Raw genomic sequence first — 18,786 nt, 5'->3', positions numbered from 1 at the left:
AACTTTTTAAGAGTTTGCAACCCAAGGATATTACGGAATCAACCAGAGGCTCTCCTGCATGTGGCGTTTTGTCGCTAATGCCTTACTTTTCGATATCGCCTGGCCACTGTGTGTCATAGTGGCCAAGGTATGGTTGGTGGTTCCCTTTACTCTGTTGAATCTATTTGTACATCTGCGCTATATCGCCAATTTGCCCAGGGAGCCTCTTTGGTTGGCAGGGGTGTTTATCTTTGGTGTGTCTATAGACTCTATCTTGTTTCATTTGGGGGTGATGCGAAATGACAGCGGCTCCTCCTGGCCTCCCTTATGGCTGATCTGCCTGTGGTTGAATTTTGCCATGACCTTACGATACAGTTTGGTTTTCTTACAGAAAAATCTATGGTTGGCGGTAATCCTGGGTGGTTTTTTTGGGCCATTTAGTTACTTTACCGGTGCATTCCTAAATGGCACTGTGGAATTGCACAGGCCCCTGTGGCAATCCCTGGGAACATTAAGTGTAATTTGGGCCTGCATCCTGCCGTTGTTTGCCTATTTGGCAAGAAAGATTTGTCAAAAAGAGGTGAGCAATGCTTGAATTTATTGCGATGTCGGCTATTGCCGGAACTAACTGTCACTATGAAGGGCCTTTCCTGGTCAAAGGTTTGGCCTATGATCCGGATAATCAACAGTTGCAGTACTGCGAATATTATACTTCGCAAGATAATGGCGAAATAACTGTTTTCTACTATGCACCCCAGGGTGATTTGATAGCAGAGAAAACTCTTCGAAAGCGAAATGGCCCCGCAGCTGGTCGCAGTGCCTTACTTAGGGAGCCTCTGAATAACTCCGTGATACCTCTGGCATGCAGAGTGGTTCACAATCAAGGCGCGGCTTCGTAGGAATGTCTAGACCTTTCAAGAAGTCGCAACGCGGAGTGTGAATCGCTCTGCAAGCCCCGAAGGGCGGGCCTTGAAGGCCACAGCTGCTGCGTTGCAGCTCTTGCAAAGGGCTACGGCCATTCGCGGCGAGCTGCGCCTAACATCTGCAGCCTTCAAGGCCCGCAGAGGCATTACGGAGTTATTCAGAGGCTCCCTAGTGCCACTCAAATAGATCGGAGGCATGGCGAAGTCCGTGAAGTCCTTTGGGATGACGGCCAGTGGATGATGCGCTACAGAGCCAACGAGGACGAAGCCTGGAAAGTAAGTTTGCGAGAGGCACGAAGTGTTGATGTAGTTGATGCAGGCTTTGATACTTATGTGCGTGACCACTGGGACTTATTGTCTTCAGGAAAAACTCTTAAATTCAATTTTGCTTCGCCACTGCATGGTCGATCGATAAAGCTGCGCGCTAAGGCAGTATCCTGTAATCAAGCGGCAGGTGAAAATACTTGTATACGAGTAGATGTTGCCCAGCCTCTTATCCGCCTTTTCGTAGAGGACTTAAATCTCACTTACGATACGGAGAGTCGGCGATTAAAGAGTTTTAAAGGCATAGTAAATATCCTCGATCCACAAGCGAAATCTCAAGAATTAGAAGTGTTTTACCAATATTCAATTCTGCCTACAGGAACCCAACCTGCAGATCCATAGATAAAAGGCGCCCCCACTAATAGCTACAACACTATTTACGCCTGTTGGATTTGTTGCCCAGCGGGTCATTCATTTTTAGGCGCCGGACTGGCGCCAAGTTCTACCAGCAGCTAAACCTAAAGAAGAAAAGCGTGACAAGCTCACTATCCTGTGGCGAAAGCGATATGGGGTGTTTGATGAAGACTGCTATTTCTGCAACTGCTGGAATTATGATGTCGCTGCTTTACGGCTGTGCGAATCAGCCAGAGCAGGTTCCCGGTGCCGGTGGAATTGTTATCGATACCTGGGGCGTTAACATGAATCAGTATCAAGCGGACCTTGCAGAGTGCAAGGGAATCGCTTACTCCACGTACAGTGACCAAGGGCGCAGAACAGCTGCCGGTGCTGCAGGTGGTGCTGTAGTAGGTGGTGCGCTTGGTGCAATAGTCGGTGACAGCGGGCGTGCTGCGGTAGCCGGAGCCGGTGCCGGCGCGCTTGTTGGGGGCTTGTCAGGGGCGGGTAGTGCGAGCTCTGAGGCAACCTACATTATCAAGAATTGCCTGGTTGGTCGCGGATATCGAGTGTTGAATTGATCTTCTGCGTAAAACTGCGGTCCAATTTCTCATCAGTCCTCTGCTATTCAGCAACCTCACAGGACTTGGCACTGGCCGGGGGAAGTACCCCCGGCCTTTTTTCTGTTTTACAGCTTTAATTTCAATCTTTTACTTTCTCCCGGTTAACACTTTTAATTTCTGTGCTAGATAGTAGGGCCACTAGTTTCTAGAAAATAAAATTGTAAGGGTGCAATAAAGTCTACAGCTGAATGGCGTCTAAACTTTTAAGGTCATTTGTGATTTCCTTTTCTTCAAGGAGCCGGCCATGTCTACTGCATCAACTATTAATGCCTATGCAGTCTTAGAGGCCGGCGGTCCATTTAAGACCTACCAAATTGCAGCAGGAGATTTGGGTGCAACAGAGGTTGAACTGGAAATCATGTACTGTGGCATCTGTCATAGTGACTTGAGCATGATTGAAAATGAATGGGGTATTGGACAGTACCCTATGGTTGCCGGTCACGAAGTCATCGGCCGTGTCACCGCGATGGGGGAGCAAGTAGCTCATCTTAAAAAGGGCACGGTGGTTGGGTTGGGGTGGAATTCAGGCTACTGTGAAACATGCCATACTTGCCGAATTGGTGACCTCAACTTATGTAGAGAGGCAAAGTTCACCATACTCACTAATGGAGGCTTTGCCGATAAAGCCAGGGCGGACATGAGTAGCCTGGTTGTTATCCCTGATGGTGTGGATTATGCATCAGCCGGCCCCCTTTTATGTGCGGGTATTACCGTATTCAATCCATTGGTCCAATTTGATATCAAACCCACTGACAAAGTGGCTGTGATTGGTATTGGTGGCTTGGGCCATCTTGCCTTGAAGTTTTTCCATGCCTGGGGATGTGAAGTTACCGCGTTTACATCCAGCGAGGAAAAACGCAAAGAAGCCTTAGCTCTCGGTGCTCATAAAACACTGAACTCCCGTGATCCCGCGGAGATTCAAGCGGCGGCAATGAGCTTTGACTTTATTCTGTCGACTGTGAATGTCAGTCTTGATTGGGATCTGTATATCCAGGCTTTGAAACCAAAAGGGCGTTTACACTTTGTTGGAGCTGTAACTAACCCAATACAATTTACTCTATTTCCCTTGTTATTTGGGCAGCGCTCAATTTCAGCATCTCCAGTCGGCAGCCCTGGTACCATCGAAACCATGCTTGATTTTGTGGCGCATCATAAGATCAAACCTGAGATAGAGATTTTCCCAATGAGCCAGATAGAAGCGGCATTTGAGCATTTGAAATCTGGTAAGGCTAAGTATCGAATTGTTTTGTCGCAGGAAGGGTAGGGATATTTAACTGGATCAGCTTCTGGGTGAGGAGAGCGCAAAGTCACACTACAAAGGAGCTTAAGTTAAAAGTATGGGGTTGGGATTTAGGCAGAAGCAATTCAATAGAAATCGATAAAGTCAGTTAGTTTTTTTCATAGTGAAGAACATACGGCCATCCATTCCTTTTCTCTCCATAAGTCCTAGAATATGATCCTCATCGACTTTTCGCATCATATCATGCATAGGTATCGTGTCATAAATCATAGTGGCACTTGATTTCCCTCTGTGTTCCAAGATGCGCAGGCGGGCTTGGGCTTTTGTGGTTATATGTAGTTGTTGGGTACGGAAGAACAAAGGAGCATCGTAAGCGTTGATAGATTTGAAGTCTGAATCCCAGCATAGTAAAGGATAGACCGTTTCAGAATCAATAAACTCTTTGCCGTACCAGCGTTTTCCTGCATCCATTTCATGCTGTAAAGGATGTTGTGTGTTAAATCCTTGCGCTTCCCATCGGCCGATAAGAAAGTTTATTGATATAGGTGAGAGATTATCGTAAAACTCAAGCAGTTCTTGTGGATCTACCTGATCCAGTTTTTTAAGTTTTTCTAATGTGGTTAAGAAGTGCATGGGCTTGATTTAGTAGGGTATGTTTCTGGAGCTTGTAATTGGGAAATAGCTTTCCAACATAACTAATACTGAGTATAGAAGTAGGAATATTTATAATCAATTATTCTTGCTGTGCTTGGCCGCTGATTTCAATGATGGTTACCCCCTCCGGCAGAGAGCCTAGAAACACTGGTCTTCGGTACAATATTCTTTGAGGAATTGGGTAAAACTAATACCTTCCTGGAACTGCACCTAATTACGAGCCATGATCTTTACCACTGTGAATCAAGTAAATGGCCGTGTCTATGTAGAGTTCATTGTGACCTTGCAGGGTGATAATTAGGGGGCTCATGTATATTTCAGAAGCCAAGAATAGAAAATATCAAAGAACTATTCAGGTGCTAGGGAAGTCAAATTCTTATACCCTTTCAGGAAGCAGTGAGGGTAACTGGTCTTATAGCTTGTCTGGGAGGGGTGGATCAGGTGCCCAATACTGATGAATGTAATACAAGTTGACCATTTGTATTTTTGTACTGATCAACTGGAATCAGCCGGTGCTCATGAAATTTCTGCTAGAGACTCTGATATCTTCCAAATTTTTACAGAGGTTGGGCATTTTTTATCTTGAGCGGGTGGGAGAAATTTTCTTGCACCAATAGTATCCACCTGGGCATTATACAGAACTATAGGAGCACCAGGCTCATAAAGCAGCTGAGTCCATTGTTGGTTTCTATACCTTATATTTTCTGTTGCATGATCATTGAAGCTATGAGCTGCAGGCAGGTCCATACATAGGGTTGCACCCTTAGTCCCCCTTGCGGAGGATTAATTTCCATGTGTACATTTATCATCCAGTCGTTGTAGCTGGGCAGTTTAATCATCAACAAAAGATGACAAGTGTCATATAAATTTGATGACAGAAATGACTTACCCGATTTCTGCTATTGCCTGATATTACATATAAATATTATTTCTGCACCGGTGTTACGGTGTTTATGGAGGCTTACATTGATCAAGAAAGTTTCTTTACTCGTTGGCGCGATAGTATTCCTTCTGGTGGTAGTCTGTACTATTTGGGTCCTTACAACGCCCCCGCTACCCAAGGATATCCAGAAACAGCTAAATCTGAGTCTTGAGAAACCACTACCTGAACTGATCTCAGGTCAGAGCGGATATGTTCGCTCAGGGAGCCTTAAAATTTGGTATCAGCTTAAAAGCCCAGAGGAGATACCTATTCGTGGCACAGTGTTACTGATAAACGGTATGGGCTCTTCCTCTCTGTATTGGCCATCTGAAGTCTATGAGCCACTCTTAGCTGCTGGCTATCAAGTACTACTCACCGATCATCGTGGATGCGGTGCCTCGAGTTGGGTTACCAACTGGACTAAGGAGACTGCTTACGACCTTTCCGACATGATGCGCGATAACCTTGCGGTTATGGACTCTCTGGGGATTAAGCAAGCTCATGTTATGGGCGCCTCAATGGGAGGGATGATTGCGCAAGAAATGGCCCTGCAATACCCCAATCGCTTGAAAAGCCTTACTTCAATCATGTCCTCAGGTTTTCTCGACGACCCCGAGTTACCCCAGGGAAAAACCTTCAGATACAATATGCTTCGGCTATTTCTTCGCTATGGACTCAGTGGCTCCGATGAGGGTATGGCTAAGTTGATGGTAAGTACTTATCACAGTCTTCAGGGGCAGGGAGGCTTTGATGTTGAACATATTGCACACACTACTCTCTACGAACTACGTCATAGGCAAGGATTTGATCATAATCTGCCAGTTCAGCAATTTACAGCAATCTCTCTTTCTGGCTCGCGGTTAGAGCGATTGGAGGACTTAGAGGTTCCCACAATGGTTATCCACGGTGATAGAGATCCCCTGTTAAATATTGCTCAAGCCAAAAAGTATGCAGCTCGCATTCCTGGTGCTAAAACATTGTGGGTAGAAGGTATGGGCCATGCCATGGCACCTGTATATGTGAAAGAATGGATGGAGCATGAAGTACAATTTTTGGAAGCTAATAACTAATGTCGGCATATCATTATTTACAAAGGTTCTATAGTTTCCCTGAGAATCTGAGAGGTGCTCTGAACTTAGTACCTTATTTTCAGGTTCTTATATATTTGCCCTTTATTTTCCATACTTTTAGTGAGGTTGCTTTTGGGGTGGTAGTGATTTGCCACTTGCTTCTCTTTCCCTTGTTCTTCCTCGTATTTTGGTGTAAAGGAACCAAAGTTACTGGTATTGTCCTGGTGTTAAACCTCTTCGGTGTTATCACTTCTTTCTATTCACTTGCCGGTATCGGTTTCTTTGCCTTTGCAGCTGCAGCTTGCTCAGCGTACAGGAAACTCTACGCATCCCTTGTTTTGCTGTGTGTTGTTACTTTTTCTTATTTGAGTACTGCCTACTTAACTGGACAATCACTATATGCTGTTTTGACGGGACTATTTTTTACAGCTATCAACGGCCTGAACTTTCTATTTCAACTGAGAAAGTACTTATCTAACCTGGTTATTAAACAAAGCCAAAAGGAAATTTCCTCTATGGCAAAGACTTCTGAGCGTAAGCGTATTGCGCAAGATTTGCACGATTCCCTCGGTCAGAGTCTCACGAGTATCACTTTAAAGGCGGAGCTTGCCGAAAGGCTTCTCGAAGTTGATCCAGCAACGGCACTGCAGCATATTCTTGATATTAAAAAAATCTCCAGAACAGCGATTACCGAGGTTCGAGAGACTGTATCGAATTATAAAATCAGTACACTGGCCAATGAGCTGGCGAGTTCAAAGTTTGCGCTGGAATCAGTGAATATTACCTGTATACATCATATCGAGGCCACAGAAATACCCCCTCAGGTTGACAATACATTGGCAATGACTATTCGCGAAGCCACCACGAATATTCTACGACACAGCCAAGCGAGCATGTGTGAAGTTTCGCTGTGGCTTGATAAGCAGCTTCTTTCTCTACATGTTTGTGATAATGGAAAGGCTGTGGGAAAGGTATCTATGGGGCATGGCCTCAGTGGTATGAGCGATCGCTGGAACCAGCTTGGAGGCAGTTTGAAAATACAATTCCAAGGTGGTTGTCATATTTACGCCACAATTCCCCTTAAATAAGTAGTTGTATTAAATGATGATTAAAGTGCTTTTAGTTGAAGATCAAGCGATGGTGCGCGGTGCATTGAGAGCACTACTTGACTTGGAGAAAGATATTCGGGTCGTCGCAACTGCGAGTAATGGGCGAGAGGCCCTTGAGATTTTCGATAATTGCAGCCCGGATTTGGTAGTTAGTGATATAGAAATGCCTGGGATGACAGGTCTTGAACTCGCAGAGCAATTACAGCGCCTTATAAATCCTCCCAAGGTTGTGATGCTGACAACTTTCTCAAGGAGTGGCTATATTCGTCGCGCACTCAATGCAGGGGTTAACGGCTACCTTCTTAAAGATGCTCCGCCGAGCCAGCTCGCAAGCTGTATCCGTCAAGTTTCAGCAGGTAAAACCATGGTAGCTCCTGAATTAGTGCAGCAAGCACTCAAATGTGGGGACAATCCGCTCTCCACTAAAGAGCAGAAGATTCTCCAGCTCGCATATACTGGGAAAACTACTGAGGAAATTGCACGAGAAATTTCACTCTCCGCGGGTACTATTCGAAATTATATCCATAGCAGCTGTCAAAAATTGAATGTCAGCAATAGAGTTGAAGCGGCACGCTTGGCCCAAAATTATGGTTGGATAGGGCCTACTGAATAACTTAAAATCGATTGTTCCAATAGTATAAAATGGTGGGACTGGTAAGCGCTTGAGTTGGTTTTTTTTGTATTTCTTTGTGTTTTTTCTAGATCGTATATTTGTTTAAGATATTCATATGAGCGGAGTTAGCTATTAAGGTATACATTGAAAATGGCTGTATATATCCCTTACGGATTATACAGCCATTTGTTAAGCGATGTTTTTATCTAGATTTAAAGATCAGAATTCGATGATTTCCAGAGTCAGTAACAAATAAGTTGTCTTTATATCCAAAAATTCCTGTTGGTTCCTTTAAAGTCGAAGCAGTAGGTGATTCAGGTTCATCAGGATAGCTAATACCGTTTTGGTTGGCATCATTTGGCTTGAAGCTTACAAAGTCAGCTTGTCCAAGCACTGTGTCTGCTGGGGCGAAATTGCTGGTTGGCCAATTATTCCAGACTAAAACTCTATTGTTCTTCGCGTCGGCAACAAAGAGTTGAATGCCATTTGACCAGATGCCAGTTTCTGGACGATTTAGGGTCTTACTATTTACTGGCCATTCAGTACCGTCCACATCGGGTAGTTCAATATTCCTTTCGCTGAATGAGGGTTGTCCGAGAACAATATCAGCAGGCGCAAAACTGCTGGTAGGAAAATTATTCCAAAGAAGAATTCGGTTATTTCCATTGTCAATAATGGCCAGTTTTTCTCCGTCACTCCAAACATCTGTTGGATCGTATAGGGTGCTTGCTGATAGTTGATATGATATACCACTTTGGTCTACATCGTTTGGATCACAGTTTTCTAACCCTGACTGACCAACAAGGAGATCCGGGGAGGTATAACTACTTTCAGGAATTTGGCTCCATATTAACACCCTGGAATTAGCTGCATCAGTAACCAATATTTTGCCATCAGTAACGGTGGCTCCCCAGTTAATCCAAAGTCCCAGGCTTCTACAGGGGGAGATGTCATAATCTCCAATATTTAAAGTCAGTGTAGGCGCTGCCCCTGCTCCGGATACCACACTATCGTAAATAGAAATATGCCTTTCCCGGTATTGAGAAATTAGCAGGTGCTCTCCATCAAAACTAATGTCTGAGGGACCGAATAATTCCTGTTCCGGGTTTGATAAAGCCAGAGTGTCCAGTCCGTCCTTGCCTATTACTGCATTTGCAGGTGAGCCATTTGTAATAGGAATTGAATTGAAAACTAAGACGCGATTGGACGAAGTATCTGATATAAATAGTTTCCCCTCATCATCGATGCTGACATCACCGGATGGCTGAAAGGCGAAATTTTTAGCATTTATTCCCAAATCTGTGCTGGAGAAGTTATCTTGCCCTATAACGACCTGTGCGGGATCAAAATTCTCAAAGTAAAAGGGAACAGTAAAGCTATTCTCATAAGTGATCAATGGAATCCCTACAAGATCGTCTATATCAATCTGAATGCTACGATCTTGAGCTGATTTCCAGCCATCTACAGGACTAATCGTTAAGGTATCATTGGGTATATTTGTTTTTGACCAGTTGATTGTATAGTCATCTTCTACGAGAGTACCAGATAGGGCAAGACTCTCGATATCCATGGTCTCAGAGAAGAGGACATTGATCGTGTCATCTTTCTCCAGGCGAGTGATATCTGGCTCGAAGCTAGTAATGGAAGGGGAGAGCGTATCAATATAGTAGGTGGCAGTTAGCGCTTCGATATCATAGCCGGAATCATCTGTGGCGTTAACTGTTAGGGAGTAGTTCGAAGAGTTGGTCCAGTCTCCCCTGGGATGCAATATAAGCGTATCTTCATCGAGTTGAGAAAGTTCACCGGCCTCTCCCATGCTTCCAGATATGACAATGTTGTCGATCAGAATAGATTCGCTAAAATCTAAATAGATTTGCTTATTTTTGCCAATAGTACTGCCGCTTAAAGGTGTAAAGCTAACTGTGAAGCGCGAGCTGCCAGCATCGGGGTCGTCCGTTGGAGGTGTAGTGGTATCTCCATCTCCACTCCCGGAACCATTTCCTGTCCCATTTCCGGAGCCACTCTCACCTCCACTTACTGGCCCGCTTCCAGAATTACTGTTCGCTGATTTGTCACCTCCAGAACCACCTCCACATCCAGAGAGAAGAGCAGCAACTGCAAGGCATATAATTAATTTTTGAGAATTCACTTTCATACATACTTCCCCATTAACAACAAAGGTTAACCTTCTAGCATTTAAATTAATGTTATTGCTAGAAAACTAATTCTAAATTATCTATGTGAACATTGCCTGAATAAGAAGGTTAAGATTTTTCAAAGAAATACACAGAGGTACTTGAAGTATTTTACCGAGAGTTCTGATTTGTATGTAAGAAAAAAATAGGAATGGGTAGTCATTACCATTTTCCATCTTACCTAGAAATAAGTAGAATAGTGATCTGGTAGAAAGTAAGGTTTATTTGGCTCTAATAGAGGTTGCTGTAAAATACACATGCAACTTTGTCTTCGATGAGAAGTACTTTTGATCTTTATTTTGTTGAGCTGTAGAGGGTTTGATAGGCAGCTAGAAGTGCAAGAGATAGCAGGTATTACTATTTGAAAGTGGCAATTTTTGATCCTAGCCATCAACAGCGGATACCATGGATTAGTTCTGCTTTAAGTGAGTGGAAAAAGGTAGCTGCAAAGGCGTTATCGTAGTAATTACCCTTGGCGCTCATACTGTACCGCAGATCATACGCTGTAATTAAAGATTGATAATTCCTAGAGCAATACTGAATCCTCCTGTCAGTATGCAGGAGAATATTCGTAGGCTTCTTACATCTCCATATAGTCATTTGAATAGCGTCATAAGTTAGCCATCCGTTTTCGACGTTACCCAACCAATTACTAGCCGACTATATAGGTCGATCACTACTGCTAGATATAACCAATCCTTTCGTGATTCGGTGCACCAGAAAACCAGTATACCAACAGATTGAAGAGAGGTGCTAGAGGTGAAGCAGGTGCTCTCTCAGACTGTTTGTTTTCTAAGGTGTAATGAAAGTATCAAGAAATCAGAATTTCAGTTTTAGGTGAAAACTGGAAGTAATGATGGTGGTGATGGAGTGGAGTTAGCAGTGCGCTAAAGAAAGGTTGCGTCGACAGTCCTTATGCTGTGTACCCAGCGCTTATCGCGCTCGCTGCAAGCATGTCGTACAGCCTCTTCAGCGCTTACATTATCTTTATAGTGGCTTTCAAAATTTCGATTGAGATTGAATCAGTATTTTGATGGAATTTCCAGCTGCTGGAGAATAGGGGAGTATTCTCAGTAAAGGCGCTGCGCTTTCTGGGATCTAAATGTTGACTACTCTAGTCCACAAGCTCCAAATGATGATCCAGTTGAAGGGTAACTCTTTTGGGGTGAGTTTCTATAATGAGAGGCCTCAAGATTATTGAGGCCTTTTTAATAAGCGCTAGCAGATAATTTTCTACTAGCTACTTGTTTTGGTTGGTGACCTTTAACTTAACGCCAAACACCCCATTGGCCGGTTGTACCCGGCTCCTCGCCCCTTGTCCACCATCCGGCAGTCCATGTTTCACCATTGTGGCTAACGATATCACCTGCGGTGTAGATTTCGTTGCTATCCCAAGCTTGAATACTGGGATCTGTGGGATCTGTGGGATCTGTGGGATCTGTGGGATCTGTGGGATCTGTGGGATCTGTGGGATCTGTGGGATCTGTGGGATCTGTGGTAGTTGATGGTTCAACAGTAAATGAGTAGATCTCGTCATCAACAGTAGAGTCACCGCTTACGGTTAACTTGAAACTTAATTCATGCTGTTCATTTGTTAAGCTTGACGTGTCGATAACCAGTGCACCACTGGGCCCGGTTGCGGTTTCAGCAGGGCTCCCACTTACCTGTGACCATTCCGTATTATTGATATTTCCGACACTTTCTCCCGATGAAAGTACCACTAAATCCCCATGCTCTACTCTAGCTATATCAAGCGGTTTTAAAACCTTAGGTGTGATAGTGGCGATTAATTCACTTCCGTTGCTTGTAATAGTGAATTGACCGGAGGCACGTGAGTCTTTGGAGTTGAAGTAGTTACCATGTAAATCACCCTGGAAGTACATGTAATGATTCATTTCTTCATGCCAGCGACCAATAAAAACATTTCCATTGTGGTTTGATTGGTACCAGCCGGTGACTTGAGAAGCTAAAAGCCTGTCCCAGTCATTCTTATTATCCTCGGTAATTGCCAGCGAAAATGATGAGTGTTCCTCACCATTTTTATTGAATACCGTATAATTGACGGTGTCCCCCACATTAACCGAATCTATACTATTGTCTTCTGGAATAAAGGTGTTGCCTTGAATCAGGTGCGGCTGTGTGGTGCCGGGATCAGGTTCGCTAGGCGGTTCAACATCAGTATTTACAATAGTGATATCACTACAGTTGTAGAAGCCTTCACCAACTGGGTCTACTCGCTGCCAACGTACAAATAAAATTGCATTACCTACCCTGTCTTCTGGAATGGTGACATTCATGCGATATTGACCATTGACGACAGGTACGTCCCCTTCCTCCTGGATAAGCTCAAGGTCATCCCATGCCAGTGGTTGTGACAGGTCTGCTTCCGCCTTCGTAAGGTAAAACTCCCAAAAAGATGGGTTGTGTGGCGCTGTTGCCTGGAATACGTATTCGAATGTTCCCGCATTGACTTCTACACGGGTCCAGGCATCAGTTGCTGCTCCCATTCCTTTTTTCTGCGAGTCATTTGCATAGCAAAGAGTTCCATCAGGAATGGCACTTTTTACAGCGGCAGAATTATTGTAGTCAGGGATGTTAATGGAGAATTCGTTGTGTTGTTGGAAAGGATAAGATCCAGAAATGGATTTTGCCAGGGCACAGCCTGGATTGGATGGTGTTCCAGACCAGATATTGCCTTGATCATAGCAAATTTTTTGCCTGGCTTTTGGAAATTCAGACCAGCCGTGAGCGTGTACTTGTAAGCTGAAAGGTATCAGCAACATTGTCGCAAGCGCGCTTTTTTTCTTAAAAGCATAAGGTTACTCCTGGTTTACATTATTCTCGTCGATTTATTTAGAGCGACTGGAATATTAAGTTCAATTTCCTGGTGAATACTGTGAAATAAGTTGGTGTTTGAGAATGCCGGCCATTCTTTCCTTGTCACCAGGATCAAAAAATTCAGTTAGTAAATAATTACCCGTTAAAAATTGCTAATAAGACAGACCTTTCACGTGGACATGGGTTCCATGCCATACATGAATTAACATGTTTTAATAAAATTTACGTTTCCATTAATCAATAATTGCTTGAGTAGTGGGTCAAAAAATGAAGTCATTTTTGGTGTTTTGTGACAATGTGATGACTGTCAAAGAAAATAAAGCATGAAGGGCGGTATAAAAGCTTGAAGTTTATGTGCTAAATACAGAGGGCTCCACGGATTAATGAAAAGGAAAAATACACACTAGCCTCATTAGCTTGCCTAAATTGTATTGGAGCAGGAAGGTTTTCTGGGGGACTGAAAAATCGCATTGTTTGAAGAGGTTTGTCTCATAGCAGCATCAACTATTGCAAAGTAAATTTAATGCACTTTCGATAGTCTAGTCTTTATCTATTCTTTAAGTGAATGTTAATTTATTTGGGTGGAGCTGATAGGGGTTAGACGAGAATAGGGGGAGTGACAATGACAAACCAATAATTGAGAAGCTTCGGCCTTCAAATATGTAGCGGGCAAAAATTGAACTGTAATTATTTTTTCAATCTATTTGCTTGTTGTATCAGATAAATCGGTCAATAAGTTAATGCTGTAGGCATCAATAGATTCAGGCGCTGGAGCTGATTTATATATCCTTGTACTTGTTTTTATAGATATTAGGTCTTAGGTGGAGCTTATCAGCTTTAAGCGATTATCAATTAGCTTGTATACCTTTAAGTTGTTATTGAATGCCCCGAGAAACCATGAGCCACAGGCAATCCAATATTCAGCATCATGTTCTTTTAGAATAAAAATATCTTGGACATCCGATGTCCTCCAGAACAGCTTTCCTTTTAGGAGATAGTAGTTTTTGAGTTCTACAATTTCTATATTTTTGCTTCTTGCCCAAGATCTTATCTCTCTCCTAAAATATCTGGATTTTGGCGGAAGTAGCACATACGGAAGTCCTCCAAGTATTAAGAATAAAAGTAAAGGTAGACTCCCTCCCAATTCAGGACCGAACGTATGGACTAGACTATCCAGGCCAACTGCTACTATTAGAATTAGAATCAATCTCATTTAACAATCCTAGCGGTTTCAAGCCCTATGGAGAGAGCGGCAGAAAGTGAAATATTCACTGTAGGCACATTTTTGTATCTTTCTTTAATTGCCAGATCTAAAAAGCACCTAAATAAAAACTATTCATCTGCATCATCGAATAAATGCTCTCACCATTTTGGTTTGGTTGCTTCAGTCATTTTCTGACTGTCATTAACCCTTAAAGCCGTTTTGATAAAAGAGTTTTTCACTCTTTAAATCGCAGTCCATCGGCTAAAAGTGCAACCATACGTCCTACTTGCCCAGATGAGTCTTCAGATGAGGACATCCCCAATCTCGCAATTCCTCCAAGTAGTTCATCTGCAGTTATATCTGAACGAACATCTCCCGATTCTATTGCTGCACCTAATACCATAGCGAGGGCAGGCCTTAAGTGCTGGTCAAAATAGCTTGGAAGGGTTTCAAAGGCTGGATCGCCTGAGTGCAATACTTCGGATAGTCCTCGCTTAGTGGCAAAAAAGGTCGCAAATATTTGCATACAGCTGGCCAGGGCTTCAAAGGGGGGGAGGTGTTTAGCTTGTTCTATCACTTCCTCAGAGCAGCTATCGATCTCCCTGCGGAAAACTGCCGCGATCAGGTCTGCCCGCTTCGGGTAGTGCCGATAAAGAGTGCCTACACCGACACCGGCCTTACCCGCAATCTCCCGCACTGGGGCATCTACGCCGGAGGTGGCGAATACTTCCTTGGCTGCCTGGAGCAGGGCGTCATGGTTGCGCTTGCCGTCTGCTCGCTTACGTTGGCTCGAATTAGTGTCATCAGATTTTGGCATATCTACCCCTTGCTAAGCGGAACATTGTTCCGTATATTTAATCGGAACGTTGTTCCGATTTTGCCATAGCCATGTGCTGGAGCCAATGGCCCATGAGCTGTATCTATGTGGAGACTGACGATGCACGATAGACCAATTGCATTGATAACTGGTGCTAATAGGGGAATAGGATTACAAGTCGCGAGGGACCTGAGTGCTAGAGGCGTTTCTGTCTTAGTTGGGGCTCGTGATTTTAAGCAGGGGCAAAAAGCAGCTGATTCCATAGGCGAAAGCGCTTGGCCTATTCAGCTAGATGTTACTGATGAGAGCAGTATCCGAGCTGCAGCCAACACTATAAGAAAAGACTTTGGCTATCTCGATATATTGGTTAATAACGCGGCGATTAGCCATGCAGGGGAGGCTGGAGTAACTCTGGCGGAAATCGGAAAAAAGACTCAGGTTAGCGCTGTAACTTTGGCTGAATTACGTGAGATATTTGAAACTAATGTTTTCGGGGTTGTGGCGGTCACCCAGGCAATGCTACCTCTTCTCAAACTCTCTCCTTCTGCCAAAGTAGTTAATGTTTCTAGCGGTGCTGGCTCGTTGATGAGCCATTCAAATCCCAACAATCCAGCACGAAAAATGTTTGGTGCCTACTCCATGTCAAAAACTGCGCTAAATGCTGTGACTATGGCTTTCTCAATTGATCTTGAAAAATCAAACATAAAGGTAAATGCCGTATGCCCTGGGTTTACTTGCACTGGCTTAAATAATTACGAGGGTGAGCAAACTGTAGCAGAGGGTGCGAGGGAAATCGTGCGTGTCGCACTTCTGGGCCAAGAAGGGGGTTCTGGTACTTTTACCAGTTTTAACGGTTCTATGCCCTGGTAATTCGGTGCTGACAGCGAATACCAGTGGCCACTTTACTGTGTTCTATTAATTCCATCGATCAAGTAGAAAGTTAAAATTGAAGGAGAATAATTTATGACAATATCAGATCATACATCAGTAAAAAAGCAAGGTCCTTTTATTATACATCATGCAATATTACTGCCTGACCTGGTCAGGGGGCAAGAGCTGAAGGTTCGTGTAATCGCACCGGTGAATGGTGAAAACTTACCAATCGTTATCTTCGCCCATGGATACAAATCACCACCTTATGGATACGCTCCAATAACTGAATTTCTCGCCTCTTTGGGTTTTGTAGTTCTGCAACCGGTTTTCCTGGATTCTGAGGTGCCAGATGATGACCCTAGAGTGCCTGAAATCTGGCAGTATCGAGTATCTGACATGAAGAGAGTTCTGGATGAGTTGGACAGTATCGAGAAAGCTGTTTCCATGTTGCGCGGCCGTCTAGATAAAGAAAAGGTAGTTGCTATTGGGCATTCCTATGGAGCACAAACTGTAGGTATGTTACTGGGGGCTCGGGTATTAAATGAAGGCAATATCCCTGGCCCCGATTTATCAGATAAGCGGGTGAGAGCGGGTGTTTTACTTTGTGCAACTGGAACGGGCGGAGAGAACCTATCCCCTTTTGCGGCCAAGTTCTTCCCATTTATGAATCCAAGTTTTACGGAAATGACTGCTCCATGCTTAGTTGTTGCAGCGGATCAGGATAATTCCCCACTGAGTACCCGTGGGCCAGACTGGTTTACTGATGCTTTTACTTTGGGAACTGGTGCAGAGTACTTGCTGACCCTTGTGGGGGCAAAGCATTTACTGGGTGGAATTAATGGGTATGGCGTTATAAGTGAAGAAGAAAACAACCCTGCCCATGTATCAATTGTGCAGGCCGTAATTTCTGCGTACTTAAGTAAGCAGTTCTATGAGAAAAACTCCGATTGGGACGTGTTACTAAGCACGCTAAAAAACCAAGATCCATCTATTGGTTTTGTTGAAGAAAAGTCAGCCAACACTTTTATGGCTTTATAGTCTGGAAACCTGTTAATTCTTTTCATTCAATTAATCAGTTTTTCTGGGCAGAAAGCGAAGCACCACTTTGCATTTAATCACTTCTACTTTTAGTGAATGATCTGCTAGTGTGATGAGTATACTTATCCAGGCTTTAATTGCATTGTAGTGAATACTATATCGAGTCTCTATATCGATAGAATATCTGCTTCACACCCAGGAAAAGATATAACGATTGTAAGGTGTATTATTTAGAAAACCAGGACTATAAATGGCAGGAATATTGACTGTGTGTAATTTATACAATTTTACGGGATTTTATTCCTTATTCTATTCTGTGTCAATATTTCTGACATTTATCGTTGTGGCTTTGTTGGATGCCCTACGTTGCTAATACAGCTTGGAATTTTAAGAAGAAGGTTGTGTTTTGGACAATGCTATTTATTGTAACTCTATATATTACCCAGGACTTAATCTATGAGAGTTGCGATACTGGTTGTGTTATTGCTAGTTAGTGTTGCTTATCTAAGTAGGCCGGAGAAAGCGAGCGAGTTACTTGCTGAGTTGTAGTGGTCTAATCCTTCCGGACACTTCGCTAAGATGGTAAAACTACCAAGCGAGGTGAAGTATGACAACAAAAGGTACACGCCGGTATTTCAAGCCGGAATTTAAGAAAGACGCCGTAGCGCTAGTCTCTGAGCAAGGGTATTCAATTTCTAAAGCAGCAGAGGCTGTAGGAACAACAGCCAATAACCTGCGACGCTGGATAAAGGAACTGAAGCAGGAAGAAGACGGTGTAAGGTTGGATGTAGGTGAGCGCGCAGAATTAGAGCGATTACGACGTGAAAATAAGCAGTTGCGGATGGAGAAAGAAATCCTAAAAAAGGCCAGCGCCTTCTTTGCGAAAGAAATGAAATAAAGTACAGCTTTATTGAAAAACAGCAAGGCAGCTTTCCTGTTAGGGTGCTCTGCCGGGTAATGCAGGTAAGTAAGACTGGCTATTACGATTGGTGTTGCCGTGGTAATAGCTCAATAGATGCTCAAACATGGCAACTATGCCATCGTTTGAAGGCCCTATTTGCAGAATCTAGACAGAGCCTCGGAAGTCGTCGGTTAATGAAGCTGTTACGTAAAGAAGGTTTTGAAGTCGGGCGCTATCGAGTCCGCAAGCTCATGAAAAAGCTAGGCTTGGCAGTAAAGCGTAAGAAGCGATTTACAATAACGACAGACAGTAAACATCACCTACCGGTCGCAGAGAACCTTCTGAATAGGGAGTTCTCACCGAGTGCTAAAAATCAAGTTTGGACGACTGATATTACATATATTTGGACTTCGCAGGGCTGGTTGTACTTGGCGGTAGTGATTGATCTCTATTCGCGCCGGATTATTGGTTGGCATCTAGATCGGAAGATGGAAACGGCCCTGGTAACTCGTGCGTTGATGATGGCTGTCAATTTGCGTTCGCCCCCAAAAGGTCTCCTGCATCACTCTGATCGTGGCAGTCAGTATGCCAGCCATACCTACCAAACGTTATTGAGTCAGCATGGGATGGTGTGTTCAATGAGCCGTAAGGGAAATTGTTGGGACAACGCACCGACTGAACGTTTCTTCAGCAGCCTGAAGCGGGAGTGGGTAACGGGAAACCTTTATCCGACAAGGGAGGATGCGGTAGCAGATGTAAGAGCCTATATTGCTTATTACAACTCACGAAGAATACATACAACACTGGGAGACCTAGCCCCTATCGAATTTGAGAAATGTGCTTAAAGAAGTGTCCGGTTGGAGTTGACCACAACAAGTACTGTGAAGATTCTCACCCAGATAAATCATTAGCCGACTGCAGACAGCAAATAACAACGCCTCAAATTAGATGTGATGTGCTGAAGGGCACTTTAGAAAAAGATGGTACTTGTGTTAGGTGGGGACCGCCAAAAGGGAGTAGGCGCGGGCTTGATAATGATATCAACTTGTAAACTTTCGCTGACTTAGTGAGCCTAAAATAATCCTTAGATCTTCTTGCCACAGCTCTAAATTAGGGTGAATAGCTAAGTG

18 protein-coding genes and 1 pseudogene are annotated in these 18,786 nt (G+C 43.8%); 12 read left to right on the top strand and 7 right to left on the bottom strand.

Translation table 11 applies throughout. The annotated features are described in order from the left end of the window. The first annotated feature begins 58 nt into the window (after positions 1-58). The 6 genes from ACJJIQ_RS11170 to ahr all read left to right on the top strand — a co-directional run bounded on the left by ACJJIQ_RS11170 (position 59) and on the right by ahr (position 3,446). A complete protein-coding gene (locus ACJJIQ_RS11170) occupies positions 59-574 on the top strand; it encodes a DUF2878 domain-containing protein (protein WP_444912753.1) in 516 nt (171 codons plus the stop codon). Continuing rightward, entirely contained in the window at positions 567-878 is a 312-nt protein-coding gene (locus tag ACJJIQ_RS11165; RefSeq protein ID WP_445364632.1) for a hypothetical protein, read from the top strand. The genes ACJJIQ_RS11170 and ACJJIQ_RS11165 overlap by 8 nt, the downstream gene beginning before the upstream one ends. Before the next feature lie 37 nt (positions 879-915). Beyond that, on the top strand, positions 916-1,089 hold the full coding sequence (locus ACJJIQ_RS11160) for a hypothetical protein (protein WP_445364631.1): 174 nt from the start codon (positions 916-918) through the stop codon (positions 1,087-1,089). A 50-nt stretch (positions 1,090-1,139) separates the two neighbouring features. Beyond that, a complete protein-coding gene (locus ACJJIQ_RS11155; RefSeq protein WP_445364630.1) occupies positions 1,140-1,568 on the top strand; it encodes a hypothetical protein in 429 nt (142 codons plus the stop codon). 176 nt (positions 1,569-1,744) lie between these two features. After that, positions 1,745-2,140 (top strand): YMGG-like glycine zipper-containing protein, encoded by a 396-nt coding sequence (locus tag ACJJIQ_RS11150; RefSeq protein ID WP_444896834.1) that lies wholly within the window; start codon positions 1,745-1,747, stop codon positions 2,138-2,140. A 286-nt stretch (positions 2,141-2,426) separates the two neighbouring features. Then, positions 2,427-3,446, top strand: a complete 1,020-nt coding sequence (gene ahr, locus ACJJIQ_RS11145; RefSeq protein WP_445364629.1) for an NADPH-dependent aldehyde reductase Ahr — start codon at positions 2,427-2,429, stop codon at positions 3,444-3,446. A gap of 120 nt (positions 3,447-3,566) precedes the next feature. On the opposite strand, the gene ACJJIQ_RS11140 is transcribed toward ahr, so the two are convergent. Further along, positions 3,567-4,055: a DUF4334 domain-containing protein gene (locus ACJJIQ_RS11140; RefSeq protein ID WP_445356160.1), complete on the bottom strand. Its 489-nt coding sequence runs from the start codon at positions 4,053-4,055 to the stop codon at positions 3,567-3,569. Between the two features lie 537 nt (positions 4,056-4,592). Beyond that, positions 4,593-4,823, bottom strand: coding sequence for a hypothetical protein (locus ACJJIQ_RS11135; RefSeq protein WP_445356161.1), 231 nt, complete (start codon positions 4,821-4,823; stop codon positions 4,593-4,595). A gap of 219 nt (positions 4,824-5,042) precedes the next feature. Here ACJJIQ_RS11135 and ACJJIQ_RS11130 point away from each other — a divergent pair, with 219 nt between their 5' ends. The 3 genes from ACJJIQ_RS11130 to ACJJIQ_RS11120 all read left to right on the top strand — a co-directional run bounded on the left by ACJJIQ_RS11130 (position 5,043) and on the right by ACJJIQ_RS11120 (position 7,790). Continuing rightward, positions 5,043-6,068 carry an alpha/beta fold hydrolase gene (locus tag ACJJIQ_RS11130; RefSeq protein WP_445364628.1) on the top strand — a complete coding sequence of 342 codons (1,026 nt, stop codon included), beginning with the start codon at positions 5,043-5,045 and terminating at the stop codon, positions 6,066-6,068. A gap of 515 nt (positions 6,069-6,583) precedes the next feature. Beyond that, the gene (locus ACJJIQ_RS11125) at positions 6,584-7,156 is read left to right on the top strand and encodes a sensor histidine kinase (RefSeq protein WP_445356163.1); all 573 of its coding nucleotides are present in this window, start codon (positions 6,584-6,586) and stop codon (positions 7,154-7,156) included. Between the two features lie 13 nt (positions 7,157-7,169). Beyond that, positions 7,170-7,790, top strand: a complete 621-nt coding sequence (locus ACJJIQ_RS11120) for a response regulator (protein WP_445364627.1) — start codon at positions 7,170-7,172, stop codon at positions 7,788-7,790. Between the two features lie 202 nt (positions 7,791-7,992). Here ACJJIQ_RS11120 and ACJJIQ_RS11115 read toward each other — a convergent pair whose 3' ends face one another. The 5 genes and pseudogenes from ACJJIQ_RS11115 to ACJJIQ_RS11095 all read right to left on the bottom strand — a co-directional run bounded on the left by ACJJIQ_RS11115 (position 7,993) and on the right by ACJJIQ_RS11095 (position 14,844). Then, complete coding sequence (locus ACJJIQ_RS11115; protein WP_445364626.1) at positions 7,993-9,945, bottom strand: NHL repeat-containing protein; 1,953 nt, start codon at positions 9,943-9,945, stop codon at positions 7,993-7,995. 436 nt (positions 9,946-10,381) lie between these two features. Continuing rightward, positions 10,382-10,680, bottom strand: a pseudogene (locus tag ACJJIQ_RS11110) (DDE-type integrase/transposase/recombinase); the annotation flags it as partial. Between the two features lie 573 nt (positions 10,681-11,253). After that, positions 11,254-12,768, bottom strand: coding sequence for a lytic polysaccharide monooxygenase (locus ACJJIQ_RS11105; protein ID WP_445364625.1), 1,515 nt, complete (start codon positions 12,766-12,768; stop codon positions 11,254-11,256). A gap of 872 nt (positions 12,769-13,640) precedes the next feature. Then, positions 13,641-14,036 (bottom strand): hypothetical protein, encoded by a 396-nt coding sequence (locus tag ACJJIQ_RS11100; RefSeq protein ID WP_445364624.1) that lies wholly within the window; start codon positions 14,034-14,036, stop codon positions 13,641-13,643. Between the two features lie 226 nt (positions 14,037-14,262). Next, positions 14,263-14,844, bottom strand: coding sequence for a TetR/AcrR family transcriptional regulator (locus ACJJIQ_RS11095; protein WP_445364623.1), 582 nt, complete (start codon positions 14,842-14,844; stop codon positions 14,263-14,265). Between the two features lie 120 nt (positions 14,845-14,964). On the opposite strand from ACJJIQ_RS11095, the gene ACJJIQ_RS11090 reads away from it, so the two are divergent. The 3 genes from ACJJIQ_RS11090 to ACJJIQ_RS11080 all read left to right on the top strand — a co-directional run bounded on the left by ACJJIQ_RS11090 (position 14,965) and on the right by ACJJIQ_RS11080 (position 18,501). After that, entirely contained in the window at positions 14,965-15,714 is a 750-nt protein-coding gene (locus ACJJIQ_RS11090) for an SDR family NAD(P)-dependent oxidoreductase (RefSeq protein WP_445364622.1), read from the top strand. A gap of 93 nt (positions 15,715-15,807) precedes the next feature. Next, on the top strand, positions 15,808-16,755 hold the full coding sequence (locus ACJJIQ_RS11085) for an alpha/beta hydrolase family protein (protein WP_445364621.1): 948 nt from the start codon (positions 15,808-15,810) through the stop codon (positions 16,753-16,755). Positions 16,756-17,362: 607 nt separating this feature from the next. Further along, positions 17,363-18,501 (top strand): IS3 family transposase gene (locus ACJJIQ_RS11080; protein WP_445354143.1). Its coding sequence is split into 2 segments (ribosomal slippage): positions 17,363-17,612 and positions 17,612-18,501, totalling 1,140 coding nucleotides; the frame shifts between segments, so codons are not numbered across the junction. Positions 18,502-18,786: the final 285 nt, after the last annotated feature.

The sequence above is a fragment of the Microbulbifer maximicatervae (SeqCode) genome (assembly GCF_052468295.1).
This window is presented reverse-complemented; position numbering and strand designations above follow the sequence as displayed.